The sequence below is a fragment of the Pseudomonas caricapapayae genome (genome assembly GCF_001400735.1).
GTDB classification, from domain to species: domain Bacteria; phylum Pseudomonadota; class Gammaproteobacteria; order Pseudomonadales; family Pseudomonadaceae; genus Aquipseudomonas; species Aquipseudomonas caricapapayae.
The window spans coordinates 1-26,411 of sequence record NZ_LJPW01000147.1 but is presented as its reverse complement, the minus strand read 5'-3'; the positions used below and the strand labels follow the sequence as shown (position 1 = coordinate 26,411).

18 protein-coding genes are annotated in these 26,411 nt (G+C 57.7%); 5 read left to right on the top strand and 13 right to left on the bottom strand.

Going from position 1 to position 26,411, the window contains the following annotated elements; genetic code table 11:
• Positions 1-40: 40 nt before the first annotated feature.
• The 5 genes from ALO80_RS21785 to ALO80_RS21765 all read right to left on the bottom strand — a co-directional run bounded on the left by ALO80_RS21785 (position 41) and on the right by ALO80_RS21765 (position 3,092).
• Positions 41-484, bottom strand: a complete 444-nt coding sequence (locus tag ALO80_RS21785) for a hemerythrin domain-containing protein (protein ID WP_044344658.1) — start codon at positions 482-484, stop codon at positions 41-43.
• A 115-nt stretch (positions 485-599) separates the two neighbouring features.
• A complete protein-coding gene (locus ALO80_RS21780) occupies positions 600-1,025 on the bottom strand; it encodes a DUF3830 family protein (RefSeq protein ID WP_055010484.1) in 426 nt (141 codons plus the stop codon).
• 69 nt (positions 1,026-1,094) lie between these two features.
• Complete coding sequence (locus ALO80_RS21775) at positions 1,095-1,718, bottom strand: glutathione S-transferase family protein (protein ID WP_055010483.1); 624 nt, start codon at positions 1,716-1,718, stop codon at positions 1,095-1,097.
• Between the two features lie 32 nt (positions 1,719-1,750).
• On the bottom strand, positions 1,751-2,296 hold the full coding sequence (locus ALO80_RS21770) for a GNAT family N-acetyltransferase (protein ID WP_055010549.1): 546 nt from the start codon (positions 2,294-2,296) through the stop codon (positions 1,751-1,753).
• A 94-nt stretch (positions 2,297-2,390) separates the two neighbouring features.
• Positions 2,391-3,092 carry a DUF3053 domain-containing protein gene (locus ALO80_RS21765; RefSeq protein WP_055010482.1) on the bottom strand — a complete coding sequence of 234 codons (702 nt, stop codon included), beginning with the start codon at positions 3,090-3,092 and terminating at the stop codon, positions 2,391-2,393.
• 833 nt (positions 3,093-3,925) lie between these two features.
• Between ALO80_RS21765 and ALO80_RS21760 the strand changes: the two genes are divergently transcribed.
• Both ALO80_RS21760 and ALO80_RS21755 read left to right on the top strand, forming a co-directional pair.
• Positions 3,926-4,774, top strand: a complete 849-nt coding sequence (locus ALO80_RS21760) for a hypothetical protein (RefSeq protein WP_055010481.1) — start codon at positions 3,926-3,928, stop codon at positions 4,772-4,774.
• A gap of 383 nt (positions 4,775-5,157) precedes the next feature.
• Complete coding sequence (locus tag ALO80_RS21755) at positions 5,158-6,747, top strand: ABC-F family ATPase (RefSeq protein ID WP_061447413.1); 1,590 nt, start codon at positions 5,158-5,160, stop codon at positions 6,745-6,747.
• A 64-nt stretch (positions 6,748-6,811) separates the two neighbouring features.
• Here ALO80_RS21755 and ALO80_RS21750 read toward each other — a convergent pair whose 3' ends face one another.
• Positions 6,812-7,945, bottom strand: a complete 1,134-nt coding sequence (locus tag ALO80_RS21750; RefSeq protein WP_055010480.1) for a lactonase family protein — start codon at positions 7,943-7,945, stop codon at positions 6,812-6,814.
• A gap of 165 nt (positions 7,946-8,110) precedes the next feature.
• On the opposite strand from ALO80_RS21750, the gene ALO80_RS21745 reads away from it, so the two are divergent.
• Positions 8,111-9,304: an MFS transporter gene (locus ALO80_RS21745; protein WP_055010479.1), complete on the top strand. Its 1,194-nt coding sequence runs from the start codon at positions 8,111-8,113 to the stop codon at positions 9,302-9,304.
• 251 nt (positions 9,305-9,555) lie between these two features.
• Positions 9,556-12,204: an autotransporter family protein gene (locus ALO80_RS21740; RefSeq protein ID WP_055010478.1), complete on the top strand. Its 2,649-nt coding sequence runs from the start codon at positions 9,556-9,558 to the stop codon at positions 12,202-12,204.
• 30 nt (positions 12,205-12,234) lie between these two features.
• On the opposite strand, the gene glgB is transcribed toward ALO80_RS21740, so the two are convergent.
• From glgB to ALO80_RS21725, 3 genes are read right to left on the bottom strand one after another with little or no spacing between them, the layout of a single operon-like run.
• On the bottom strand, positions 12,235-14,460 hold the full coding sequence (gene glgB / locus ALO80_RS21735) for a 1,4-alpha-glucan branching protein GlgB (RefSeq protein WP_055010477.1): 2,226 nt from the start codon (positions 14,458-14,460) through the stop codon (positions 12,235-12,237).
• On the bottom strand, positions 14,457-17,783 hold the full coding sequence (gene treS, locus ALO80_RS21730) for a maltose alpha-D-glucosyltransferase (protein WP_054988695.1): 3,327 nt from the start codon (positions 17,781-17,783) through the stop codon (positions 14,457-14,459). The genes glgB and treS overlap by 4 nt, the downstream gene beginning before the upstream one ends.
• 19 nt (positions 17,784-17,802) lie before the next feature.
• Positions 17,803-19,821 carry an alpha-1,4-glucan--maltose-1-phosphate maltosyltransferase gene (locus tag ALO80_RS21725; RefSeq protein ID WP_055010476.1) on the bottom strand — a complete coding sequence of 673 codons (2,019 nt, stop codon included), beginning with the start codon at positions 19,819-19,821 and terminating at the stop codon, positions 17,803-17,805.
• 315 nt (positions 19,822-20,136) lie between these two features.
• On the opposite strand from ALO80_RS21725, the gene ALO80_RS31650 reads away from it, so the two are divergent.
• On the top strand, positions 20,137-20,295 hold the full coding sequence (locus tag ALO80_RS31650) for a hypothetical protein (protein WP_083493363.1): 159 nt from the start codon (positions 20,137-20,139) through the stop codon (positions 20,293-20,295).
• Between the two features lie 47 nt (positions 20,296-20,342).
• On the opposite strand, the gene ALO80_RS21720 is transcribed toward ALO80_RS31650, so the two are convergent.
• The 4 genes from ALO80_RS21720 to ALO80_RS21705 all read right to left on the bottom strand — a co-directional run.
• Entirely contained in the window at positions 20,343-21,089 is a 747-nt protein-coding gene (locus tag ALO80_RS21720) for an SDR family oxidoreductase (RefSeq protein WP_055010548.1), read from the bottom strand.
• 102 nt (positions 21,090-21,191) lie between these two features.
• Positions 21,192-23,303 carry a putative bifunctional diguanylate cyclase/phosphodiesterase gene (locus ALO80_RS21715; protein WP_055010475.1) on the bottom strand — a complete coding sequence of 704 codons (2,112 nt, stop codon included), beginning with the start codon at positions 23,301-23,303 and terminating at the stop codon, positions 21,192-21,194.
• Between the two features lie 165 nt (positions 23,304-23,468).
• Positions 23,469-24,938, bottom strand: coding sequence for an efflux transporter outer membrane subunit (locus tag ALO80_RS21710; protein WP_055010474.1), 1,470 nt, complete (start codon positions 24,936-24,938; stop codon positions 23,469-23,471).
• The coding region (locus tag ALO80_RS21705; protein ID WP_144434243.1) for an efflux RND transporter permease subunit at positions 24,935-26,411 on the bottom strand (1,477 nt) is incomplete at its 5' end. The genes ALO80_RS21710 and ALO80_RS21705, both read right to left, overlap by 4 nt.

The following is a 26,411-nucleotide window of genomic DNA, read 5'->3' as shown; positions in this document are numbered from 1 at the left end:
CGCTGATAAAAAAAGCCGATTCTAGCACTGCACGGGTTTGTTACCCCTCGGCCAGTTGCTCCTCGTACTCCTTGACGTATTCACCCGCCAGGCTTTGTTTCTGCTTTTCATCGAGCAGTTTGCCCGCCATCTGGAAGAACTTCTGCTCCTCTTCCTTCAAATGATGGTGCACTTTTTCCGACAGTTTTTTCGCCGTCGCCAGCCAGGCCGGGCTCGACATCTCGGTTTCATCGAGCTCTTCCATCATCTCGTCCATTTCATGATGCTCGGAAATGGCATGACGGCTCAGGTCCACGCCATTGTCGTGAGCCATCAGAGGGATATAGAAAAAACGTTCCTCGGCGGTCTCGTGCGCCTGGAGCTCGTCCTTGAGCTGTTTGTAGGCTTTCTCTCGCTCGGTGCTGTCGCCGCTGGTCTGAATCAGTGCGTCAGCGTAGCCGCGTTGACGATCATGGCTTTCGCGCAATGCTTCGAAAATATTCAAGGTCTTGTCTCCAGGTCGGCTTCCGGGAGCTGGAAGCATTGTGGACTAGACCCCAGGCGAAGATCAGCAGTTCCGAGAAATGCTGGCAAATGACTATTGCTCAGTACCGGCAGGCTCAGGCCAGCTCGAACAGCACCTCCTGAGCGCCTTCCCAAAGTGTTTTCACGCCCAGTTTGCGCAGGTTCTCCTTGCCTTGGGTGATGGTCAGAAAATGATTGCCTGCCAACTGCCCCATCTTGCTGGCGAAACAGCATGAGCCATACGCCAGGATGATCTCCGTTTCGCTATAACCGCCTGGGTAGAAAAGGATGTCGCCAACCGATGGATGACTGGTCGCGTTCTCGAAACCGATCAACGTGTCACCCAGCTTCAACTGGTAATCGTCGAGCGGTACCCAGCAACCCTCGCCGCTCCAGCGTACATGGATAAATTTCTGCCGGTACGGCAGCAACTTGAGAAACGCTTCCACCGTTTGCGGCGCATCCGGATTGGCTTCAGCCAGAAACTCGTATCCGCCCGCGGTAATTTTAATGGTGGCCACTGCAACGACTCCTCACAGGCAACAATAATCAGAATGGTGCGCAAGGATAAACGCGCGCCTCGTCAGGCGTCACGGAGTTCCGTTTCGTCCATATAAAAGATAGCCGGGACGCTGGCTCAGGCGCTCATAGTACGCATTGACCGCAGGCAGATCAGGGTGATCAAGCGGCGTCTCGAACCAGCGATTGACCGAAAGCCCTATGGGAACATCGGCCAGCGTGAATTGCTCGCCGCTGACATAGGCACCTGTCGTTTCGAGTTGTCGATCGAGTATGCGCATATGCCTGGCCCACTGGGCGCACGATGTGGCCACTGCCACAGGGTCCTGATGTTCTGTAGAGCGCCTGACCAGCGACATGAAGGCATAAGCCCATGATCTGTTCAGGTCTGAGCCTTGCCAGTCGATCCACTGATCGATCCGCGCCCTGGCGCGTGAATCGACCGGGTAAAGGTCGCTGCCATCATAGCGGGTAGCCAGATAGCGGATAATGCTGTTCGACTCCCAAAGCACGAAGTCGTCATCAACGATGACCGGCACCATGGCGTTCGGATTAAGCGCCATAAACTCCACAGTGTCGGTGGGTTTGAAGCCAGCCCCCCAATCTTCCTGAGTGAACGGTAACTGCAGTTCTTCACACGTCCACAGTACCTTTCGTACATTGATCGAGGATGTCTTGCCAAGTATGCGCAGCATTCAGTGTCCTTGTCGCAGGGCAACATCTGTCGTTAGTCAATCGCCATCAACTGTTTGGAAAACAGCCGATTCTCATGTGTTTCACCCTGAAACACATAGTGTGGCGAGCCTTTTACTTCATAACCTCGACGAGGGTAAAAAGCCAGTGCGCGTGGGTTGCCAATCCAGACCGTGGCCCAGAGCGACGAAGCCAGGTCAGCAGTCGCCAATTGCTCAGCGGCGTCGAGTAATCGTCGCCCTGCTCCACATCCAGTAAAGCGTTCCTGCACATAGAGGCGTTGCAACTCGGCAGCTGTCGGTACGCCCAGCATCGGGTGATCGGCACTTAGCTTTATCTGGGCAAAACCAATCAGATGCCCCTGAGATTCGGCCACGATGATGGGGGTTGCCGGTTCGGCAAGTAAACGGGCAAACGCTTGAGGGGAAAAAGCGTCGAGGGCCTCGCGTGCGATGGGCTCCCGAATGCCCTGGGTTGCGTAGGTGTCGAGAAACACTTGAATGCCCAGCGCACTCAGGCAGACAGCGTCCGCAGGCACCGCGTCACGCAAGGTAATCGTCAATGAGGAAGGATTGATTATCAAACAGGCAGGTCCCGGGTCAGGTAGACAGACACGCGGATCATACCTGACACACTGACAGGCCCGGCAACGAGGCCGGGCCGTCAGTTCATTCTCAGCGTCCCGTCATCAGCGATTGCAGTCGACCCTGAGCTTGCTGGGCGTTTTTGCCCTGCTCGTTCAACTCTTGCAACAGCTTGTTGAGTTCGGTCTGTACGACCGGGTCTTTGACCGTTATCGCCGAGCCGGATATATCGATCTGCGACTTGTGGGCGTCTACATAATCGGCAACCTTCAGGCCACTCGAAAACGTGCCTTTTATCTGCGGCAAGACTTCACGAAACGTGTTGGCCGGTACGCTGACAGTCCTGTCATAGGCCTTGTCGTAAACGGCTTTCAAGTCATCGGGTTGCTGGAGTTTCGCATGTGCAGCATCTGCCTTGCCCTGCTCGATGGTCAACTTCTCACCGACCTCATCAAGACCTGTCTGCACGGCGGCCAGGTCAGCGCGGCGCTGAATGACATCGCTTACCGAACGAAAGGAGCCTTTCTGCATCAAGCCGGCAAGCGGCTGTACAGCAGCGTCCATGCCCGCGCCAAAGTCGGAGATGACGGCATAGTGCGAGGTGTAGTCGCCAAACGCTTTCTTTTCTTCATCCGTCAGCTTGGGAACATGCACGCCCGGCTTGTCGATGATGCGGCTTTGCAGGAATTGAGTGAACGCAGTGCGTTGCTCAGGCTCCTTGTCTCCGCAGCCAGCCAGTAACAGGGGTAAAGCAACAGCCAGCAGCAAGACTGGACGAAAAAGGGACTTCATGTCAGGAACCTCCAGGGTGATGAAAATGCGCGATCAGAGGCACTGCCTGCCAAACGCGAGCGTGCTTATAGTCTCGTCATGACATCATCTAGTTCCGCACCACGTGAATGACGGGGTGCGCCCTCACCGGCACGCCTGACGGAAAACCTTTCTGGTGATCGCTATTTGCCCAGTAAATCCGGGCACTTCGAGAAACCAGCACCGCCAGATCAAGCGCGCCAGTGCTTCTCGGATCGGCACGTTCAGAAGAGTTCATTAACATTTCTTCATGAGGTGAAACGTTTCAGCGACTAGTCTTCACCGGACCGACAAAGTGAACAACAGGAGTCAATCACTATGTTTGCACACGAGGGCCTGGGTCTGATCCTTGTCTCCATCGTCTTTCTGCTCGGAGCGATTGCGATGTTCATTCACCCTTTTCATGCGCTGGGGAACTGGTTCAAGAGGAAAAGACAGGAACGAAAACCCGATTGACCATCGACCATTCACCAGAAAAAGAGGCCCGGTGGCAACCGGGCCTTGCAACAAATTCTTATCTACCTATCTCGATCTTTTCTCAATAGTGCTGAATGCTGACTGCCCGATATCAGGAGCATTCATCACGACCATAATAGTGGCCAATTAGTATTAAATAGTGCCACACATCGTGCGTTACATCCGAAAACCCGCAGGCAAAAGAGTAAATTCTCAGATTTGAGCCACTTACCTGTAGCTTGATGTTTCCAGTGTGATACGCTTTCGAGACTCTTTGATATTGAACTAATGGCCACCAGCCAATAGTATTGCGCGCAAAATGTCCTAACTAATTTGCCACTAGTGCTTATAGGGTAGTCATGACTAGTCACTCTATCAACGCCACCCGCTATCATCGAAACTCCGTCGACGCGCACACACGGAAGTCGACGCGAGTACTTGATTTCAGGCAATGCAAGGGCACCAGAAAAGGCCCGGTTTTCCTTATAGGCTCAGGAAAATCTGCCAGGGACTTCCCGATCCGGGAGTTCTCGAACATCCCCATGATCACGATGAACGGTGCGTTCTCGATGTTCGCAGGGACAAACATCAAGCCATTGTTCTACGTGTGCTCAGACAGGGACTTTCCCAATCAGCAGCCTGAACTGTTCGCCGCCGCAATGCGCGGCAGCGAGAATGTAGGCCTCTGGGAAGACCAGTTGACTTCCTGCGTTCCCCAGCCTTCGGGACGCGCTTATGCGCTGAAGAAATCGCCGAGGTTATCGACCGTTGCGGCGCTGTGTTCTCGAGAAGATGCACTGGTCAGGAAGCTGTCGTTATGGAGTAACAGAAGCAGAGACATCGGCTTCAGCAAGAACCTGGAGCTGGGTTTCTTCGACGCCCGCACTGTCATGTATCTGGCCTTGCAGTTGGCTTATCACCTGGGCTTCGAGAGTGTCTTTCTGGTGGGATTCGATATGAATCAGTCTGCAGGCCGATTCTATGAATCGTCGACAGATGCCTGCTCGCCCTGTGGTCTGGACCAGCACTATGAATCAAGAATTCTCCCCTCGTTAGAGCTTATGTCGAAACACGTAGTCTGCAGTAAATTTCAGGTTTTCAACTTGTCCGACCGCTCAAGAGTTCCACATGAAGTCATCCCCAAATTGAGTATTGATGAAGCTCGACATAGAATCAGTGCCGCCAGGGATAACGTTATTCAACGGTGAAAATCCGTCATCTCCGACGCTCTGAAAATGCGTTTCTCTCCTCTTTAGCGGACCTTGAAACAGCACCTGTCTCTGCTGCTCACTTACTTTTTTTGAAGGTGTCTGCAGCCGGATGACCCGGCAAACTCGGGAATCCTGCACCGTTCACCATGTCACTGCCGCCCGACCTATGCGACAATGCGCGCCAATGTCTGGCATGAACCCCCACATTCATATCCCGGCAACGCGGCCATGGCAGGCTGCCGTTGCTGTAGACGTATGCCCGTTGGATCAGCTCATGCTCAGGCGGAGCAGGCTGAACAGCTCCGGTCGGGTCCCGAACACGGCACCCGCTGACACCAGCGCTCCCCTGTTATTGCCCAAGTTATTGATAGGTAAAGTAATTGATCTCCACAGCTAACATCACGATGCAGTTCGGCCCAAAACCCTTGTTCGAGAACGTCTCGGTCAAGTTTGGTGCCGGTAACCGTTACGGCCTGATTGGCGCAAACGGCTGCGGCAAGTCCACCTTCATGAAAATCCTCGGTGGCGACCTCGAGCCTTCGGGTGGACAGGTGATGCTGGAGCCGAACGTGCGGCTGGGCAAGCTGCGCCAGGATCAGTTCGCCTACGAAGAATTCACGGTGCTCGATACCGTGATCATGGGGCACGAGGAGCTGTGGAAGGTCAAGGCCGAGCGCGACCGTATCTACTCGCTGCCGGAGATGAGCGAAGACGACGGCATGGCCGTGGCCGAGCTGGAAACCGAATTCGCGGAAATGGACGGCTACACTGCCGAATCCCGCGCCGGTGAGCTTCTGCTGGGCCTGGGTATCGGCATCGAACAGCACAACGGCCCGATGAGCGAAGTTTCGCCTGGCTGGAAGCTGCGTGTCTTGCTGGCACAGGCACTGTTCTCCGATCCGGAAGTGCTGTTGCTCGACGAGCCGACCAACCACCTGGACATCAACACCATTCGCTGGCTGGAAAACATTCTTACCCAGCGCAACAGCCTGATGATCATCATCTCCCACGACCGTCACTTCCTGAACAGTGTGTGCACGCACATGGCTGACCTGGATTACGGCGAGCTGCGCCTGTTCCCGGGCAACTATGACGAGTACATGACCGTGGCGACCCAGTCCCGCGAGCAGCTGCTGTCCGACAACGCAAAGAAGAAGGCGCAGATCTCCGAACTGCAGTCGTTCGTCAGCCGCTTCTCGGCCAACGCCTCGAAAGCCAAGCAGGCTACATCGCGAGCCAAGGCAATCGACAAGATCCAGCTGGCCGAGGTCAAGCCATCCAGCCGAGTCAGCCCGTTCATTCGTTTCGAACAGACCAAGAAGTTGCACCGCCAGGCGGTTATTGTCGACCGTATGGCCAAAGGCTTCGACGGCAAGACCCTGTTCAAGGACTTCAGCTTCCAGGTCGAAGCCGGCGAACGTGTTGCCATCATTGGTCCGAACGGCATCGGCAAGACCACTTTGCTGCGCACCCTGGTCAACGAATTGCAGCCGGATGCGGGCACGGTCAAATGGACCGAGTCAGCGGAAATCGGTTACTACGCTCAGGACCACGCACACGATTTCGAAGATGAATCCACCCTCTTCGACTGGATGGGCCAGTGGACGCAAGGCGGCGAGCAAATGGTGCGCGGCACTTTGGGCCGCATGCTGTTCTCCAACGACGAGATTCTCAAGTCGGTGAAGGTGATTTCCGGTGGTGAACAGGGCCGGATGCTGTTCGGCAAGCTGATCCTGCAGAAGCCCAACGTGCTGGTGATGGACGAACCGACCAATCACCTGGACATGGAATCCATCGAAGCGTTGAACCTGGCGCTGGAGAACTATCCGGGCACGCTGATTTTCGTCAGCCACGACCGTGAGTTCGTGTCCTCACTGGCAACCCGCATCATCGAACTAAGCCCAAGCGGCGTAATCGACTTCAGCGGCACGTACGATGACTATCTGCGCAGCCAGGGCGTTTCGTTCTAAGCCTGTCAGGCCGATCCAGCAAAAAGCCCTGTCTTGCGACAGGGCTTTTTTGTTTTCAAACCGGCTACCGGCCCGGCTGGCTGAGCATTTCAATCCACAGTGCGCCTTTGCCCGACGGTGCCTCGCTGACCCGTTGCAGGGCACCGTTTGCGCCGATGGCGTAACTGCCGACCTTGTCGCTTTTTTCACCGCTCACCAACAGCCAGCGACCGTCAGGTGACACCGCGATATTACGCGGTTGTTTTTCCTGAACCGGGTAGTTTTCGGCGAATGTTACCTTGCCGCTGGCCGGATCGACTTTGAAGACAGATACGCTGCTGGTGGTGCGCTCGCTGATGAACAGCCATTTGCCGTCGGGCGTGATGCGTATGTCTGCAGCCCAGATACGTGGCGTAGGGTCGTCCTTGAGATCATTGTTACGTGCATCACGCGCCTGCCCCGGTGCCAGTTTCAAATGCTTCGGTATACCGTCTGCCTGGCTCGTCTGCTGCAGCGCACCGGTCTTCTTGTTGATCGCAAAGGCGGTAACAGTACCGCTCATTTCGCCGACCACATACAGAAATCTGCCATCAGGCGAGAATGCAAGATGACGCGGACCGGTATTGTCCGGAACGGCAACGTAGCCTTCACCAATGGGGACAAGCTTGCCGTTCTTGGGCTCCAGTCGGTATTGCAGTACCCGATCAACCCCCAGATTACCCGCGTATACAAAGTGGTTACTCGGGTCGGTGCGTACCGAATGCGCATGCATGCCGGTCTTGTAGGTCTGGATGCTGTCGCTTGGGCGGTGCTGCGCATCGATAGGCTGGACGCTGAGCAGGTCGGCCCCGTAGGAAGCACCGAACAGGAAGCGCCCGCTGCGATCGGTAGACAGGTAAGCCAGACTCTCGGCCAGTGGTGCCTGGCTCAACGGCTTGAGATGCCCTGTTGCAGGCTCGATGCTGAAACTCAGCACCTGATAAGGCTTGGAGCGCAACGCTGCGAATAAAGCTTTGCCGTCCGGTGAGATGGCCATCGGATTGACCTGCTCCCCGGCCCTTGTCTGCTCGACCAGACTGAGCGCGCCGCTCTGCTCGTCCAGGCGGTATTGGGAAATGAGTCCATCCACGGGACTGGAAATGTAGGCGAAGGTGGCTGCCTGGACGGGCATGCCAACTGAACAACCGACTGCAGCAGCCAGTAACCAGGTATTTTTCATGATGAACCTTTTTATTATTGTGTTGTGATCAGTCATCCTATGACCAACTTCGCCTAACAGCAACTGCCTGATAAACCCATCCACGTAAAACCGTTAGCCTGCTTTCTTTTATCCACCGCGCACGCCATGATGAGGCACTCCCACCGCCTGCCAGCGAAGAGCCCAATGCCTGCCGCACACTCCGGTTCCATGACGATCACCTTGCAGATCGTTTCCATCGTCTTCTACACGTTCATCGCGTTCCTGTGCATTGGCCTGCCCATTGCCGTATTGCCCGGTTATGTTCATGACCAGTTGGGTTTCAGCCCATTGATTGCGGGCCTCACGATCGCCTCGCAATACCTTGCGACGTTGCTCAGCCGACCGTTTGCCGGCCGGGCGACCGATACGCTGGGCAGCAAGCGCTCTATCGTGTTCGGACTCTGGGGCATCGTCATCAGCGGCAGCATGACGCTGCTGGCAACACTGCTTCAGGAAGTTGCCACGCTGAGCCTGTCGATTCTGATCGTCGCGCGGCTGTTTCTGGGGGTCTCTCAAGGACTGATCGGGGTCGGCACCATCAGTTGGTGCATCGGCAAGCTGGGCCCGGAACACACTGCCCGCTCGATTTCGTGGAATGGTATAGCTTCCTATGGTGCGATAGCGATTGGTGCGCCACTCGGCGTAGTTGTCATTGATGCCGTGGGCTTCAACAGCCTGGGAGTCGCCTTGACCGCCATGGCAGGACTGGCGCTGTGGCTGATCCGCAACAAACCATCGGTGCCGATCATTGTCGGTGAGCGCCTGCCCTACTGGTCGGTGTTCGGTCGAATCGCGCCTTACGGTCTGGGACTGACGCTATCCTCTATCGGCTACGGTACGCTTACCACGTTCATCACCCTGTTTTATCTGAACCGTGGCTGGGAAGGCGCGGCCTATTGCCTGAGCGTGTTTGGCGTGTGCTTTATCCTTGCTCGCCTGCTGTTCATCGGTGCCATCAACCGGCTCGGCGGCTACCACGCGGCCATGCTCTGCATGGCGGTGGAAATCTGTGGATTGTTGATGCTCTGGCTTTCGCCCAGCAGCGGCATCGCTCTGGCAGGTGCCGGGCTGACCGGCGTCGGCCTGTCACTGGTCTACCCCGCCCTGGGCGTAGAAGCGATCAAAAGCGTGCCGACGCCCAGCCGCGGTGCGGGACTGAGTGCCTACGCCGTGTTCTTCGATCTGGCTCTGGCGATCGCAGGTCCGGTGATGGGCGCTATCGCTTCAGGTCAGGGCTATGACTGGATCTTCTTTTACGCGGCGTTGCTATCAGTCTGCGCATTGGCCCTGACAATCTGGTTATCACGCCGCGCCGTTCATCAACCAAATTCAGCATGAGCACTGCCTTTACTGCATAAGCTTTTATCTTGTAGTTCCAATAGTTAGCAGAAAATACTGAAAGCCTTCCATTGGTCGGTCAACTTCTTGACGCATCAATCAATGACCTCTTGACTTGATCCTGCAGGCCTTGAAACAGGTGTGCAATCCGACCGTCGCCAGCGTTGGTGCGACGTCACCGAGCGTGGCAGTCTGGCGCCTTGATCCGTTTCGATTGCCTCCCTGCTGCCCATCTGGCCGGGAGAGCTTTCATGAAAATTCGCTGTATTCATTTTTACCGTCCCCATAGTGTCCTGCCGGTCGTGATGCTGGCCATCATCCCGTCCTGTGCCGACGGAGCCTGTGTGCTGTCTTCCTCGGCATCATCCGGTGTTCAAGTCTGCGACAGCGGTATCAGCGGGTCTTTTATCGGCCTGAGCGGCGATCACATGCTTGTATTCCCGGCAAGCGGAACAGGCATTGTTTCCGGCAACATCACTTACGGTACAGGAATGGACAACGTCGACCTGCAGTCGGGCCGTGTTTTAGGCAACATCTCGCAAGGTGCCGGAGTCGACCAATTCACGTTGTCGGCGGGCGAGATCAGCGGCGACCTGAGCCAGGGCGACGACCCGGACGACTTTGTCATGACCGGTGGCACGCTGGGCTCGCTGGCTCAAGGCGATGGGCAGGACACCTTTCTGATGACAGGAGGCACCATCACCCGCGCTTTCGAGGACGGGGATCGAGCAGTGATGACCGGTGGCAGCATCGGCCGCGTAGACATGAAACTGGACAATAATGTGTTCGACATGTCAGGCGGCACTGTCATCAACAACCTGGTAACCGGCTTTGGCAGGGATACGATCAGGCTGTCGGGCGGCATTGTAGGCGGCAACGTCAGTGTCAGTGGCGGCGACGACCAGATCAGCCTCAGCGGCGGCGAAATTCGCGGCGAAGTCCGTGCCAGCGCAGGCAATGACACCTTCAACTGGCTTACCGGAGGCTATGTACGCAACAGTGTGTTGATGGCCGAAGGTAATGACACGGCTCGCCTGTATAACCTGAGCGAATACTACCTGAGCGCCAACCCACTGCTTGACGGTGGCCCAGGCAACGACGTATTGACCTTTGACAACACCGTATCTTCGCGGCCGGGTCGTTATGCCAACTGGGAGACAGTCAACGTGAGCAACGGCTCGCAGCTAGGTCTGACCGGTACGCTTGTGCTCGGCGACAGTGTGACTAATACCGGCGTGCTGAACATAGACTCCAGCAGCAGGCTGATCTCGACCTCGGGCAGCGTTGTCCCCTTCAGCGCTGGATTCCTTGCCTCAATGCAGAATGCCGGAACGCTGGACTTGAGCGATGCAGGAACATCAACCGCTGGCACATTGACCGTAACCGGCGATTACACCGGCCAGAACGGGCGGCTGCTGTTGCTCTCGGCGCTGGGCGATGATGCATCCGCCAGCGACCGACTGGTGGTGGCACAGGGTCGTATCAGTGGTTCTACACGTATGATCGTCAGCAACTCGGGTGGGCTGGGTGCCCTGACCCGTGGCAATGGCATCGAAGTGGTGCAAGCCATCAACGGTGCAGCCAGCGACAACACAGCCTTCTCGTTGCAAGATCCGCTGTCTGCAGGCGCTTATCAGTATTACCTGTTCAAGGGCGGCGCTACTGCCGGCTCTGAGAACAGTTGGTTTCTGCGCTCTGCGGTGATTGCTCCGCCAACCCCAGCGCCGCTCCCTGTCGAGCCCGTCCCAGAACCTGCACAGCCAACGCCGCTGCCCGTACCTGTTCCTGTTCCCGAGCCGGCACCGACACCGCAACCTGTGCCTCCCCCGCCTCCAAACCCTGAACCAGACACCCCGCCCCCTGTCACGCCAGCAGCCACACTGCCAGTCCCGGCGATAGGAACCCCGCCACTGCCCGAACCCGTTCGCGGAGCCGCGAACATCGCGCTGTACCGCCCCGAGGTCGCCAATTACTCCGTCGTGGCACCTGCCGCTGCGGTCCTGGCCTTGAGCTCACTGGGCACTTTTCATGAGCGTCAGGGAGATCAAGCCTTGCTGACGCAAAACGGCACGACGTCGGCTGGCTGGGCACGCGTGTTCGGCAGCGACTTCAGGCAACGTTGGTCGGGAGACGTGAGCCCTGGCCTGGACGCTTCATTCAAGGGTTATCAGATAGGCCATGACCTGTATGCCTGGCAACGGGACAGCGGGCAGACTCAGCGCCTTGGCCTGTTCGTCGCGCATAACCGTCTGGAGGGCAAGGTGCAGGGTTTTGCAGAAGGTTTCAGCGACTATCAGACAGGGCGCCTGAAACTGCAGGGCGAGAGCCTGGGCGCGTATTGGACGCTGACCACACCGAGCGGCGGCTACGTCGACGCAGTAGCGATGAGCACACGCCTGGATGGCCGTAGCCGCTCTGTCAGGGCGATAGGTGTCGACACTGAAGGCCACGTCATGAGCCTGTCTGTCGAGGCAGGTTACTCGCTGGCGCTCTCACAACGCTGGGTTGCAGAGCCTCAGGTACAGATCATCTACCAGCGCGTAAATCTGCAGGATCAGCATGACGGCATTGCCCAACTCGGGTTCGACAGTCAGGCTTACCGCACAGGGCGCATCGGCTTGCGCTTCAAGGGCCGCTATCAATTGAGCAGCGTACCGATAGAGCCCTATCTGAGGGGCAACCTCTGGCACACCACTGAGGGCCAAGACACGCTGACCTTCAATCATGCAGAGCAGACAAGGACCGAGCATCGATCAACGACGGGCAGTATTGGCGCAGGGATGGTAGCCACATTGGGCAGCAACGCCAGTCTGCACTGGAGCGCTGATTACCTCGGTGATCTGGACGACCACGGAGCGCAGGGGGTGAACACCAGCCTGGGGTTCAGGCTGGCGTGGTAACGCAACCGTCAGCGCAGAGACGCGCCTTGATCAGTGTTTCTTCGGTTTGAGGATCAGCACCGCGAGTGGTGGCAGATTCAGTACCAGCGAATCCTCCATCCCATGCGCCGGCTCGGCTTCAGTCAGGGCCTCGCCACCATTGCCAAAGTTAGAGCCCGCGTAGGTTTCCGCGTCACTGTTCAGCAGCTCCGTCCAGGCACCTCGCATCGGCAGTCCAAGACGATAGTCCAGGCGCGGCACCGGGGTCATGTTGGCGACCACCAGCAGCGGTTCGCCGTCGTTACTCCAACGCAGGTACGCAAACACGCTGTTGCCACTGTCATCGCCGACCAGCCACTGGAAGCCGGCAGGGTTTGCGTCGCGCTCGTGCAACGCCTTCTCTTGTCGATAAAGGCGGTTCAGGTCGCCGACCAGTTTCTTCACACCCACGTGCTCGGCATATTGCATCAAGTACCAGTCCAGCTCCCTGTCGTGGTTCCACTCGCGCCATTGACCGAATTCGCAGCCCATGAACAGCAGCTTCTTGCCGGGGTGCGTCCACATGAAGGACAGGTAGGCGCGCAGGTTGGCAAATTTTTGCCAGCGATCGCCTGGCATCTTGTCGATCAGCGAATGTTTGCCGTGCACCACTTCGTCGTGGGAAATAGGCAGTACAAAACGCTCAGACCACGCATACACCAGGCTGAAGCTCAACTTGCCATGGTGATGCCCGCGGTTGATCGGGTCCTCTTCCATGTACTGCAGCGAGTCATGCATCCAGCCCATGTTCCATTTGTAATTGAAGCCAAGCCCACCCTGCTGGGTCGGCTCGCTGACACCCGGCCATGCAGTCGACTCTTCGGCAATCACCATGGTCCCGGGGGCTTCCAGCGCGACCACGTCGTTCAAATGACGCAGGAAGTCGATGGCCTCGAGGTTTTCGCGGCCGCCGAAGCGATTCGGCACCCACTCACCCGCATTACGCGAATAGTCGCGATACAGCATTGACGCCACAGCATCCACGCGCAGCCCGTCGATGTGGTAATGCTTGAGCCAATGCAGTGCCGAGGCCAGCATGAAGCCATGAACTTCGGTGCGTCCCAGGTTGTAGATCAGCGTGTTCCAGTCCTGATGGAAGCCTTCCTTGGGGTCGGCGTACTCGTACAGGCAAGTACCGTCGAACTGCGCCAGGCCATGGGTATCGGTCGGGAAATGCGCCGGAACCCAGTCGAGAATGACGCCGATTTCAGCCCGGTGACAGGCATCGACGAAGAAGGCGAAATCTTCCGGCGAACCATAACGCGCAGTTGGCGCGAACTGGGCCAGCAACTGATAGCCCCATGAACCACCGAACGGGTGCTCCATGATCGGCATCAGCTCGATGTGCGTGAAGCCAAGTTCCTTGACGTAAGGAATCAGGCGGTCAGCCAGTTCACGCCAGTTGTACTGCCGCCATTGGTTGTCGTCGACCTGCTCCATTTGCCAGGAGCCTGCGTGCAGCTCATAGATCGACAGCGGTGCAGTGACTTCGTGGCGCCCTGCCCTTGATTGCAGCCACTCCTGGTCGTTCCACTCGAATTGCAGCGGCGCAGAGATCTTCGACGAGGTATCGGGCGGCAATGTGGTGGCCAAGGCCATTGGGTCGCTTTTAAGCGGCAGAATGCCGTGAGCACCGAGAATCTCGTACTTGTAGAGCTCACCTGGCTGCAGGCGCGGGACGAACACTTCCCATACGCCGGTCGGGTGACGCAGGCGCATCGGATGGCGACGACCATCCCAACTGTTGAAGCTGCCGACCACCGAAACACGACGCGCATTGGGCGCCCAGACCGCAAAACGCACACCGTCCACGCCATCGACGCTGGTGACTTGTGCGCCCAGGCAACTGCTCAAATCGCGATGATTACCCTCGGCAAACAGGTAAAGGTCCATCTCGCCCAGCAGTGGACCAAAGCTGTAGGGGTCCTCGGTGATCTGTTCACCGCCAGCCCAGTTGATTTTCAACAGATAGGGCTGTGGCTGCTCAAGATGACCGACAAAAAAACCCGGCACCTCGCTCATTTCCATCTCGCCCAGCTCGCGACCATCGTCTTTGGCCAGCAGGCGTACACTCAGCGCAGCAGGCAGATAGGCGCGAACGTACTGCCCGCTGCCGCCATCACCGTGCGGCCCGAGGATCGAGAACGGATCACGGTGTTCAGCGCGGATCAGCGCGTCCAGGTCCACGGCAGCGGGAATCGCGCGGCGACCTGTGCCGGTTTTGTCAGGCACATTCATACAGGTTCTCCATCAGACGGTTGCAGCAATCCACGCAAGCCTTGCAAGGGAACGGCCAACCAGGCTGGACGATTCTCGGCTTCGTAGATCACTTCATAGGCAGCTTTTTCAAGGGTGAACAGTTCCAGTGCGGCGTCCTCCCCTTTTGCATCTTTCCAGCTGTGGGCGATCCCGGCAGTTGCCGAGCGGTAGCCTTCGATAAAGGCCTCCCGCGCCTGCGCAAGGTAAGTATCGGCGACACGTTTGCGAGCACCGGCAGCTTCCGGGGATGTATCGACGCTTTGTGCGCTGCGTACCGCCATCGCGGCAGCGTAGTCGAACGAGCGCAAAACACCGCTGACATCCTTGAACGGACTGTGCTTGGCACGGCGCTCTTCAAGTGCGCGAGCCGGCTCACCCTCGAAATCGATCAGATAAGCATCGCCCTTGACCACCAGCACCTGGCCCAGGTGCAAGTCACCATGCACGCGGATACGCAGGCCACCTGCCGAACGCTTGGCCAGACCATCGACACGCTGACGAATCTGTTTGCGTTGCGCAAGCAAGTCGCTGACCAGTTGCTGATCGTCCTTGTCCAGATCGCCCTTGCGCTGTTCAAGCAGCTGCATGGCGCGCTCGAGCTGAGCGTTGACACTGACGGCAGAAGCTTTGCTGTCCTGGCTGCTGGTGACTTCAACGGCAAAATCCGCATTATCGGTCGGCGATGCCAGAATCTGGTGCATTTCACCCAGGCGCTGACCAAGACTGCGGGAAAAATCCGCCAGTTCCAGCAGCGCATTGTAGTGCTGTTCCTGACCGGAGACGCCGTGCGCCAACTCATCACGCACGGCGCGTTCCAGATTATTCTGCGTCCATTCCCAGGCGTCACCCTGATTGCTCAGATAGCCTTGGGCAATCATCAGCAGGTTCGGCTGTCCATCCTTGCCGACGCGCACTACAGAACCGAGCAACGGCGAGATATTCTTGAAACCGGCATGGGTAAGAAATGCGCCCATTTCCAGTTCCGGATGCGTGCCGGCGCTGACTTTTCGAATCAGCTTGAGCACCAGACTCCCACCAACGACCACCGAACTGTTCGACTGCTCGGCAGACAGGTAGCGTACTTCCGACTCATTGCTCAGGGCAAGTGGCGCAAGCTGCGAGCTCTGTTCGAAACGCAACTCGCCGTCGGCACACGGAATGACCGTATCCGCCTGCATGCCCTGAATCACTGCGCGAATAAAGGTTTCCAGGGTAAACGCGTCAGTGATCAGTCCGACGTCACGGCTGCGACGCACTCTGGCAAGCGCCAGTTGCTGTGGCAATGCACTGCTGATGTCGTCTTCGGCCAGCAACCCGAACGGCAGCTGATAACGGTCAGTCTGACCACCTGCAGTCACTTCTACTTCGCTGAGCAATACGGGATGCGCATCGTCACCGAAACGTACTGCGTAAGCGATGTTGACCTGTTCGATGGCTTTGTCCTTGCCCGCAAACCAGCGGCGCTTGGGCAAATAGACGGCCAGTGACGTGTTTTCCATAGTGCTGCGCAGCGGCTCTTCGAGCAATTCCTCAAGACGCTTCTTGAGCACCAGGGTCGGGAAGTCCGGCATGCTTTGCGCAGGTTCAACGTGCCAGCTGGGCATTTGATTCTCCGAAGCCAGTAAAAACCAATAAAAACCATACGGCGGAAGCGTCAGCAGATAGCTCAACTGGCCGATAGGCGGGAATGCACTACCGCCCAGCATTTCCACCGGCACTGTGCCCGCGTAAGCCGACAGCTCAAGCTCTGCAGCCTGGGCGGCACTGGAAACGTTGGCCACACACAACACCACTTCACTGTGACCGTCAGGTGCCGTGTACTCGCGGGTATAGGCGAGAATGCGACGGTTCGACGGCGACAGCATCTTCAGCGTGCCACGGCCGAATGCTTTCTGCTGCTTACGCACAGCCAGCATGCGTCGGTTCCAGTTCAGCAGCGAGTGTGGGTCGCGCTCCTGGATTTCGACATTGACCGACTGGAAGCCGTACATGGGGTCCATGATCGGTGGCAGCACCAGGCTGGCCGGGTCGGCCCGCGAAAAGCCACCGTTGCGATCGATCGACCACTGCATGGGTGTACGAACACCGTCGCGGTCGCCGAGATAGATGTTATCGCCCATGCCGATCTCGTCGCCGTAGTACAACGTCGGCGTGCCGGGCATCGACAACAGCATGCTGTTAAGCAACTCAACCCGTCGCCGATCCCGATCAACCAGCGGCGCGAGGCGTCGACGGATGCCCAGGTTGATCCGTGCGCGGCGGTCGGCGGCATAGTAGTTCCAGAGATAATCGCGCTCACGATCAGTGACCATTTCCAGGGTCAGTTCATCGTGGTTGCGCAGGAAAATCGCCCATTGGCAGTTCTCCGGAATCTCCGGGGTCTGGCGCAGAATATCGGTGATCGGGAAGCGGTCTTCCTGCGCCAGCGCCATGTACATGCGTGGCATCAACGGGAAGTGAAACGCCATGTGACACTCGTCGCCATCCGGACCTTTACTGTCGCCGAAATACAGCTGGGTGTCTTCAGGCCATTGGTTGGCCTCAGCCAGCAGCATACGGTCCGGGTAATTTGCGTCGATTTCGGCCCGGATACGCTTGAGCACCTGATGGGTCTCGGGGAGGTTCTCGTTATTGGTGCCATCGCGCTCGATGAGGTACGGGATAGCGTCCAGGCGCAAACCATCGATGCCCAGATCCAGCCAGAAACGCATGACTTCGAGCACGGCATCAAGCACATGCGGGTTATCGAAGTTAAGGTCTGGCTGGTGGGAGTAAAAGCGGTGCCAGAAATACTGACCGGCAACCGGGTCCCAGGTCCAGTTGGAAGTTTCGGTATCAAGAAAGATGATCCGCGTACCATCGTACTTCTGGTCCGTATCTGACCAGACATAGAAATCCCGTGCCTTGGAACCGGGCTTGGCATTGCGCGCTTTCTGAAACCACGGATGCTGGTCTGACGTGTGATTGATGACCAGCTCGCTGATGACTCGCAAGCCTCGCTTGTGCGCCTGAGCGATGAAGCGCTTGGCATCGGCCATCGTGCCGTAATCGCTGTGCACATCACGGTACTCGGAGATGTCGTAGCCATCGTCCCGGCGTGGCGACGGGTAAAACGGCAGCAGCCAGATGGTGTTGACCCCCAGCGCAGCAATGTAGTCGAGCTTTTCGATCAGGCCAGCGAAATCACCGATCCCATCATTGTTGGAATCGAAAAACGATTTCACATGAACCTGATAAATCACCGCATCCTTGTACCAGAGCGGGTCTTTGATAAACGTCGCGTCACCGGGCTTCTTGGCCATTACTGACTCCTTGGGAGTGTTATTGCGCAGCCTGGATACGCCAGATTCCAAACGGTTGTGATGGATCGAGACGCGTGTGCTGATACTTGCCGTACCAGGTCCAGCGGTGCCCGGTCATCAGGTCTTCACCCGAAGTCGCTGCGTCATCCGGCAGGCCCATTTCCCAAAGCGGCAGCTCGAAATCGGCTTCCTGTGCGTTGTAAGGGTCCAGATTGACAGCTATCAGAATGAAATTGCTGCCATCCGCCGAACGCTTGCCAAAGTACAGAATGTTGTCATTCCACGCGTTGTACAACTTCAGCCCCAGGTGCGTTTGCAGTGCCGGGTTCTGCCGGCGAATGCGATTGAGCTGGGCAATTTCGGCAATGATGTTGCCCGGTGCTGCATAGTTCCGGACGCGAATCTCATACTTCTCGGAGTCCAGGTACTCTTCCTTGCCGGGGATCGGTGCTGCCTCACACAATTCGAATCCTGAATACATGCCCCACAGCCCGGAGCCCATAGTCGCCAGCGCAGCACGGATCAGAAATCCGGGACGCCCGGACTCATGCAGGAAGCGCGGGTTGATGTCTGGTGTATTGACGAAAAAATTCGGGCGATAACAATCACGCCAAGGCACTTCGTTGAGCTGGGTGAAGTACTCCGACAACTCTGCCTTGGTATTGCGCCAGGTGAAGTAGGTGTAGCTCTGGCTGTAACCGACCTTGCCTAGGCGCGCCATCATGGCAGGCTTGGTGAAGGCTTCGGCAAGGAACATCACTTCGGGGTGCTGACTGCGCACCTCGCCGATCATCCACTGCCAGAACGGCAACGGCTTGGTATGCGGGTTGTCGACGCGAAAAATCTTCACACCTTCGCTGACCCAGCCCAGAACGATGTCACGCAACTCCAGCCACAGCCCGGGGATGGCATCTGGCGCGTAGAAATCGACATTGACGATGTCCTGATACTTCTTCGGCGGGTTTTCTGCGTAACGGATCGTGCCGTCCGGGCGCCACGAGAACCAGCCCGGATGCTGCTTGAGCCACGGATGATCCTGTGAACACTGAATGGCGAAATCCAGCGCAATTTCAAGTCCGTGGTCGGCAGCAGCCTTCACCAGATTACGGAAATCCTCACGACTGCCCAGCTGCGGATGAATGGCCTCATGGCCTCCATCTTCGCTGCCGATTGCATATGGGCTGCCCGGATCATCCGGCCCGGCAGTCAGGGAGTTATTGGGTCCCTTGCGATGCGCGCGACCAATGGGGTGAATTGGCGGGAAATACAATACGTCGAAACCCATGTCGCGAATGATCGGCAGGCGCGAATGGACATCGTTGAACGTGCCATGGCGCGACGGGTCGTCGGTGATAGAGCGAGGAAACAGCTCGTACCAGCTGGCGAACTGCGCCAGCTCACGCTCGACGTCCAGCGGAAACTCCACACTACGACTCAGGAATGCCTGATTGTCCGCCAGCTTCATCAGGTTGGCGGTCTCGCTGTGCAACAGCAACGCAACTTTCTCGTCTTTATCGCCCTGCGCCAATTGGCCCAACAGGCCTTCAATCTGCTGGCGCTGCTCGTCCTTGCTACGTTCTGCTGCGTGTACCAGATGAATGCGCCCTTCTTCCAGCTCCAGGTCCACAGGCACGCCGGCTCCGAACTTTTTCTCCAGCTCATAACGGTAGCTGCCGAACTGATCAATCCAGGCTTCCAGGCGAAACACGTAACGGCTGACAGAAGTCGGGGTGAACTCACCGACCCAGCTGTCATTGCCCAATTCACGCATCGGCGCGCTGTGCCAGGTTTCTTCATCGGCAGCACGCCAGCGAATGTTTACCGCCATCTTGTCATGCCCGTCGGCGTAGACCTTGCTGGTCACGGTGACCGGTTGCCCGATGATCGCCTTGGCCGCAAACAGTCCACCGTCAATCACCGGCAACGTGTCTTCGATTACGATGCGGGGCAATTGCAGCGCCTGGGTCAGTGACAGCGGAAGGGTTGGGTGCGGGACATCGGTGGCCAGGGAATCCGGACCGTATGGCTGTTCATTCATCGAGCATCACTCCTCACGCCCCAGGGACGCTCCTGTGCATTCCATGCAATGGAAAAATTGACGGTATGGCAGCGGACGAGCAAAAAAATGCAGAAGGCTCGTCGAATTCGGCTGCCTAGGTTCCGAGCGGTCAACGAAGGTAAAGTTCAAAGGTTTTGCGGTTGTTGGATGCACATATGAAGATGCGCCAAATGCCGAGCGCAGCGATGGGGAGATCGATGAGGACGTCGTTACGTGACGCTGCGTGACGCAAATCAATTGAATCATCGGTCAGTTCGGCGGGTCGTAAAAAAGGTCGACAAGGAGGCTGCAACCATGACGTTACCCAATCCGGTAGAAGTACCCGATCCGAACATCGATGACCCTGCCCTGCCCGAACCTGTGCCCGAGCAGGAACCACCCCCAACAACACCACCCCCCAATGAAAAGCCGATAGGTGACCCGCCACCCGACGCCCCACCGGTGAACGGGTAACGTCTCAGCAAGGGGAACTGAAGGTGTCCGCCAACCCGTGAACGCCTTCAGCGCCCGCCTGCCAGATCAATGAATGTCCCCGTAGCGTATGAGGCATTGTCCGAGAGTAACCAGAGAATCGCTTCAGCCACTTCCTCGGCAGTGCCTCCGCGGCCCATGGGCAATGCGCCTTCAAGCTTGCTGACGCGGAAAGGGTCGCCGCTCAAGGCGTGGAAATCGGTGAAGATGAAGCCTGGCCGAACCGCGTTGACGCGAATGTTCTCCCCGGCTACTTCCTTGGAAAGCCCTATGGTAAACGTGTCCAGCGCGCCTTTGGATGCCGCGTAGTCCACGTATTCGCCCGCCGAACCCAGCCGGGCGGCCAGGGAAGACACGTTGACGATGCTGCCACCGTGCCCTCCATGACTGGGCAGCATGCGCAGCAAAGCATGTTTGCTGCACAACATAGGCCCGACCACGTTGGTCATCATCATTTTGAGCATGCGAAACTCCGACATGTCCTCGACTCTCGAAGCCTGAGCCAGGGTGCCCGCATTGTTGACCAGATGAGTGACCCGGCCGAGTTCGGAATCGACTCGGGAGAACAGCCGCATGATCTCGTCTTCGTTGCTGACATCGGCCTGCAGGGTAATTGCCTGAGCCCCCAGCGCCCTGACCTGTCCGGCCGTTTTTTCCGCTGCGCCATGATCGGACAGATAATTGATACAGATCCGATAGCCCTGTGACGCAGCCAGACGCGCAGTGGCGGCGCCTATTCCGCGTGAGCCACCCGTGATAATGAGGACTTTTTCCATGATTTTTCTCAGAAGCCAGCATCGAAGTGCAGCTACCACACGCAAGGTAGCCAGACACTTCTGATCGTGCCAGCCTTTATCGTCCAGCGCCATCCATGCGTTTCAGAAAGCCGGTTGTCCGGTATCGGGAAGGTTGGCTGCGGCTTTAGCTTCGGCAGCCCGGATTTCGTCGAGAAACTGCTGAGCAGGCAAAGGGTAACCGAGCAGGAAGCCTTGCAGCGAGTGGCATCCAAGGTGCGTCAGAAAGCGCTGCTGAACAGCGGTCTCAACCCCTTCAGCAACAATCCGCAGGTTCAACGCCTGCCCTACCGCCACGATGGCCGACACGATTGCGGCATCATCGGTGTCATGTTCCAGGTCACGCACGAAACCTCGATCAATCTTGATTTCATTGGCTGGCAGGCGCTTGAGGTACATCAGGCTGGAGTAGCCGGTGCCAAAGTCGTCAATCGAAAGATCCACGCCCATTTCGGAAAGCTTCTGCAGGACAGCCAGACTGGCATCGGCATCATGCATGGCCGTGGTCTCGGTGATTTCAAGAGTCAGGCAGTTCGCCGGAAGCTGATGCCTGGCCAGGGTATCGGCCACCGCAGTGACCAGCCCGGAATGGCAGAACTGCAATGCCGAGAGGTTGACTGCAATGCGCCAGTGCGGGTAGCCCTGGGTGTACCACTCGCGCATCTGCCGGCACGCCTCGTCCAGCACCCACTCGCCGATCTGAATGATCAGGCCGGTTTTCTCTGCCATGGCAATGAACAGATCGGGACCCAGAACGCCTTGTTCCGGATGATTCCAGCGCAACAAGGCTTCTGCGCCCAAGGGCAGGCCCGTCAATGCGTCGAACTTGGGCTGGTAGTAAATACAGAACTGCCGTTGCTTGATAGCCTTGCGCAAGTCCTGCGACATTTGTAACTGATTACGTGCGTTGCTGTTCATCGACGCATCGAAAAAACTGTAGCCGTTCTTGCCAGCCGCCTTGGTGTGGTACATGGCGGCATCGGCATTGATCAGAAGCTCGTGCTGAGAGCTGCCATTACCGGGGTACATGCAGATGCCGAGACTGAGCGAAATCTGCAACTGATGCTCGCCTATGGTAAACGGATTGCCTATTTCGTTGACCTGACGCGTTGCGACAGTCACTGCATCCTGGGGATCATGCAGTTCGACCAAAAGCACAAACTCATCACCACCGACTCTTGCCAGAGTATCGTACCGGTGCAGATTCTGGCGAAGGCGCAAGGCGACCTGGCGTAACAGCAGGTCACCCGTGTGGTGACCGAATGCGTCATTGACTGGCTTGAAGCCATCAAGGTCCATGAACATCAACGCAAAACATCCACCGTTCTCGCGGACCTTCTTCATCGCCTGCTCGATGCGATCCGTCAACAGCGCGCGGTTCGGCAGCCCGGTCAGGTTGTCATGCAGAGCGAGATGGGTAAGCTCCCGGTTGGCTTCAGTCAGGGAGTTGGCCAACACAGCGGTACGCGTTTCGAGGTGAGAGTCGAGAATACAGCTAAGCAGCGCGATACCCAGAATCGACAGACTGGCGACCACAACGATTCTGTCCAGTCCATTGCTGCTCAGCCCTGCGGGCAGAGAACCACAAACGCTGCCGTCGACGAAACCGGCCGCCGCCATGCCGGTGTAATGCATGCCGATGACGGCCATGCCCAGCATGAGCGCCGCTGAAGCGCGCGTCAGGTATATCCTGGAACGTTGCTGACGAAGACGGAATGCTATCCACAATGCCGCAGCAGATGCTGCAATGCCGATGATCAGGGAGCAAGCGACCAGCCATGGCGTGTATTCGATGCCCGGCTGCATGCGCATTGCCGCCATGCCGGTGTAATGCATGGCACTGATGCCAAGGCCCAGCAACAAAGCGCCCAGGCCTAGCTGCACTGCAGGCAATTGCGGCTGGGTGACCAGCCACAGGGCGAAACCCGCCGACAGGATTGCAATCAGCAGCGACAGCATTACCAGCGGCACGTCATAGCCGAGATCGATGGGCAGCACGAAAGCCAGCATACCGATAAAATGCGTCGACCAACTGCCAACGCCCATCGCCAGCGCTCCTCCAGCGATCCATACATGAACAGCGCGCCCTTTCGCCGAAATGATACGGCCCACCAGATCGAGAGCGGTGTAGGCAGCAAGAATTGCGACGATAACGGAGATCACGACGAGCGAGGGGGTATAGCTGCCAATCAACATAAACGCACCTGGAGCCCAATGAGCGCGTCCATGCCGATACTGCGTGGGTGATTGTACCCAATAGCTGGCAAATGTCTCGGCACTTGGTCGAAAAGATGGCAACTAGCTATGTTTTTCTTTTATCACGCCCCACTGAGGGAAAACTGCACTGGCCGCTTGAAACCTTTACTCCCTGAGCGCCAGACCGGTGTCGGCGTTCCAGCCCCCGCCCAGTGCAGCAATCAATTGAACGCTGGCAACCAACCGGCTTTGCAGTACATTCAACACACTGCGCTCGTTGCTCAGCGCGGTGGCCTGTACGTTGACGACGTCCAGATAGCCGATCAACCCTGCCTTGTATTGATTATTGGTCAAACGCAGCGAATCACGAGCCGATACCAGCGCTTCCTGGCGCACAGCGGCCTCCTGCTCGTACACCTTGAGTTGAATGAGGTAGTTCTCGACTTCCTGGAAACCATTCAACACAGTCTGCCGATACTGGGCGACAGTCTGGTCATACACCGCCTCGGTGCGTTCGACCTCGGCCGAACGCCTGCCACCGTCGAACAGCGTCAATGCGAGTTGAGGCCCTACCGACCAGAAGCGGTTGGGCAGGCTGATCCAGTTGGCGAATGTACTGCTGTTGTACCCCCCGCTCATGCTCAGCGTGAAATCTGGATAGTAGGCTGCCCTGGCAACGCCGATGTTGGCATTGGCACCCATTACCGAACGCTCTGCCGCAGCAATGTCCGGGCGGCGCTCGAGCAATTGTGATGGCAGGCCTGGCGGGACCTGTGGCAGTTGCGGAATCGAAGTGCTGACGGGCAGGTTGAAGTCTGCGGGAGCCATGCCCATCAGCACGGCGATTGCATTTTCGAATTGCGCACGCTGCCAGGCCAAATCGATCAGGTCGGCCTGAGTGCCTTTCAACTGTGTCTGCGCCTGCGCGACAGCGTCACTACCGGAGATACCGGCGCGGTATTGATTCTGGGTCAACGTCAGTGAGCGCTGGTAGGCCTCCACAGTGGATTCCAACAAGCGTTTTTGTTCGTCGATAACCCGCAATTGCAGATAATTCTGCACCAGCTCCGATTGCAGACTAAGGCGCATCGCTGCCAGATCGGCAAGGCTCGCCTGCGCATTGGCAGTGTCGGCCTCCAGCCCACGACGCAATTTGCCCCATACATCCGCTTCCCAACTGACACCCAGCTGCGCGTTATAGCTGTTTCGGATCCCCGAGACGCTGTTACCCGTCCCGGTGTTCGACGTACCGGTGCCCTGCCCCGAGCGGGTCTTGCCGGTGGTGAGGTCCAGTGTCGGCAGAAATGCGCCTCTGGAACTGCGCACCAGCGCTTGTGCCTGCCGGTACTGCGCATCGTATTGGGCAACGGTCTGGTTGGAGGTATTAAGCCGCTCGACCAGCGAATTCAGTTGCGGGTCCCTGTACACCTCCCACCATGCGCCCTTGGCCATCGCGTCACTTGGTGTGGCCGCGCGCCAGCCTGCGGCAGCCTTGAACTGGGAAGGCGCGGCCATGGGCGGCTTCTGATAGTCCGGACCAACGGCGCAGGCGCTCAGCAGCACAATGCAGAGTCCCAACGCGAGTGGACGAATCAGCCCTGTCGGGCGGGATGTAAAAACCAGGCGTTCGGTCATAGCGGAGTCTCCAGAGCAGCATCGGTGCGCACGCCACGCCATTTATTGTAGCGATGGCGCAGACGGTCGAGATAAAGGTAAACCACCGGGGTGGTGTAGAGGGTCAGGACCTGGCTGAAGATCAGCCCGCCGATGATGGTCAGGCCCAGCGGCTTGCGCATTTCAGCGCCTTCTGCTGTGCTCAAAAGCAGCGGTAAGGCACCCAGAATGGCGGCCATCGTTGTCATCAGAATGGGGCGCAGACGTTGCAGACAGGCGCTGCGGATCGACTCTTGCGGCGTCATCCCCTGATCGCGCTCAAGGTGCAGGGCCAGATCGATCATCATGATTGCGTTTTTCTTCACCACACCAATCAACAAAAACAGCCCCAGGAGGGAAATCAGGCTGAATTCGCTACCCAGTATGTAGATCGTCAGCAGCGCGCCCACGCCTGCCGAAGGCAGCGTCGACAGGATCGTCAGAGGATGAATGTAGCTTTCATAAAGAATCCCCAGTACCAGATACACCGCCAGCAGCGCCCCGAGAATCATCCAAGGCTGGCTTTTCTGGGTGGAGGCAAAAGCGTTGGCGGTCCCGGCCATTTTTGAAATGATGTCGGACGGCAGCCCGATGGCGGCAATGGCGCGCTCGATCGCCACCGTTGCTTTATCCAGGCTGGCACCTTCGGCCAGATCGAAAGAGATGTTTTCGGCAGCGAACTGGCCGTCATGCGATACCCGGTCATTCGCCAGACTTCGCTCGTAATGAGCGATGCTCGACAGCGGTACGCGCTGACCGTCGGCTGTAATCACCTGGACCTGTTCCAGCGTCACCGGATCCTGAGCGTATTTGGGATTGACCTCCATCACCACCTTGTACTGGTTGAGGCTGTCATAGATGGTCGATACCTGACGCTGGCTGTAGGCATTGTTGAGCACAGCCGTAACCATGTTCATATCGATACCCAGCCGTTTGGCGGTATCACGGTCAACCACCAGCGTTACCTGCTGCGCCCCACGCCCTTCCCGGGCGTCGATGGCGGTCAGCTCCGGTATCGATTTGAGCGCTGCGACGATTTTCGGATACCACAGTCGCAGGCTGCCCAGGTCTGCGCTTTGCACAATGTATTGGTACTGCGAGCTGGTCTGCTCGCGACCACCGCCCAGTTGCAGGTCCTGATCCGGAGCCAGGAACAGACGGCCGCCCGGCACATGCGGCATGTTCTTGCGCAGGCGTTCGACCACTTTCTCAGCGGACAGCTTGCGCTCGGCAACAGGCTTCAGGCGCACGATCTTGAATGCGTTGTTGGTGCCACCGCTGCCCCCGATAAAGCCGGCAACGCTTTCCACCGCAGGGTCTGCCAGAATCGAGCGGCGGAAGATTTCCATCTTCGGTTGCATGATCGAAAATGAAAGACCGTCGTCACCGCGCACGAAACCCATCAGTTGCCCAGTGTCCTGCTGTGGCAGAAAAGTCTTGGGCACGACCACATAC

Excerpts from the sequence above, each read along its gene's own strand:
- ALO80_RS21775 (WP_055010483.1), bottom strand. The coding sequence starts at position 1,718 with ATGCTGCGCATACTTGGCAAGACATCCTCGATCAATGTACGAAAGGTA.
- ALO80_RS21765 (WP_055010482.1), bottom strand. The coding sequence starts at position 3,092 with ATGAAGTCCCTTTTTCGTCCAGTCTTGCTGCTGGCTGTTGCTTTACCC.
- ALO80_RS21760 (WP_055010481.1), top strand. The coding sequence starts at position 3,926 with ATGACTAGTCACTCTATCAACGCCACCCGCTATCATCGAAACTCCGTC.
- ALO80_RS21750 (WP_055010480.1), bottom strand. The coding sequence starts at position 7,945 with ATGAAAAATACCTGGTTACTGGCTGCTGCAGTCGGTTGTTCAGTTGGC.
- ALO80_RS21745 (WP_055010479.1), top strand. The coding sequence starts at position 8,111 with ATGCCTGCCGCACACTCCGGTTCCATGACGATCACCTTGCAGATCGTT.
- ALO80_RS21740 (WP_055010478.1), top strand. The coding sequence starts at position 9,556 with ATGAAAATTCGCTGTATTCATTTTTACCGTCCCCATAGTGTCCTGCCG.
- glgB (WP_055010477.1), bottom strand. The coding sequence starts at position 14,460 with ATGAATGTGCCTGACAAAACCGGCACAGGTCGCCGCGCGATTCCCGCT.
- treS (WP_054988695.1), bottom strand. The coding sequence starts at position 17,783 with ATGGCCAAGAAGCCCGGTGACGCGACGTTTATCAAAGACCCGCTCTGG.
- ALO80_RS21725 (WP_055010476.1), bottom strand. The coding sequence starts at position 19,821 with ATGAATGAACAGCCATACGGTCCGGATTCCCTGGCCACCGATGTCCCG.
- ALO80_RS31650 (WP_083493363.1), top strand. The coding sequence starts at position 20,137 with ATGACGTTACCCAATCCGGTAGAAGTACCCGATCCGAACATCGATGAC.
- ALO80_RS21720 (WP_055010548.1), bottom strand. The coding sequence starts at position 21,089 with ATGGAAAAAGTCCTCATTATCACGGGTGGCTCACGCGGAATAGGCGCC.
- ALO80_RS21715 (WP_055010475.1), bottom strand. The coding sequence starts at position 23,303 with ATGTTGATTGGCAGCTATACCCCCTCGCTCGTCGTGATCTCCGTTATC.
- ALO80_RS21710 (WP_055010474.1), bottom strand. The coding sequence starts at position 24,938 with ATGACCGAACGCCTGGTTTTTACATCCCGCCCGACAGGGCTGATTCGT.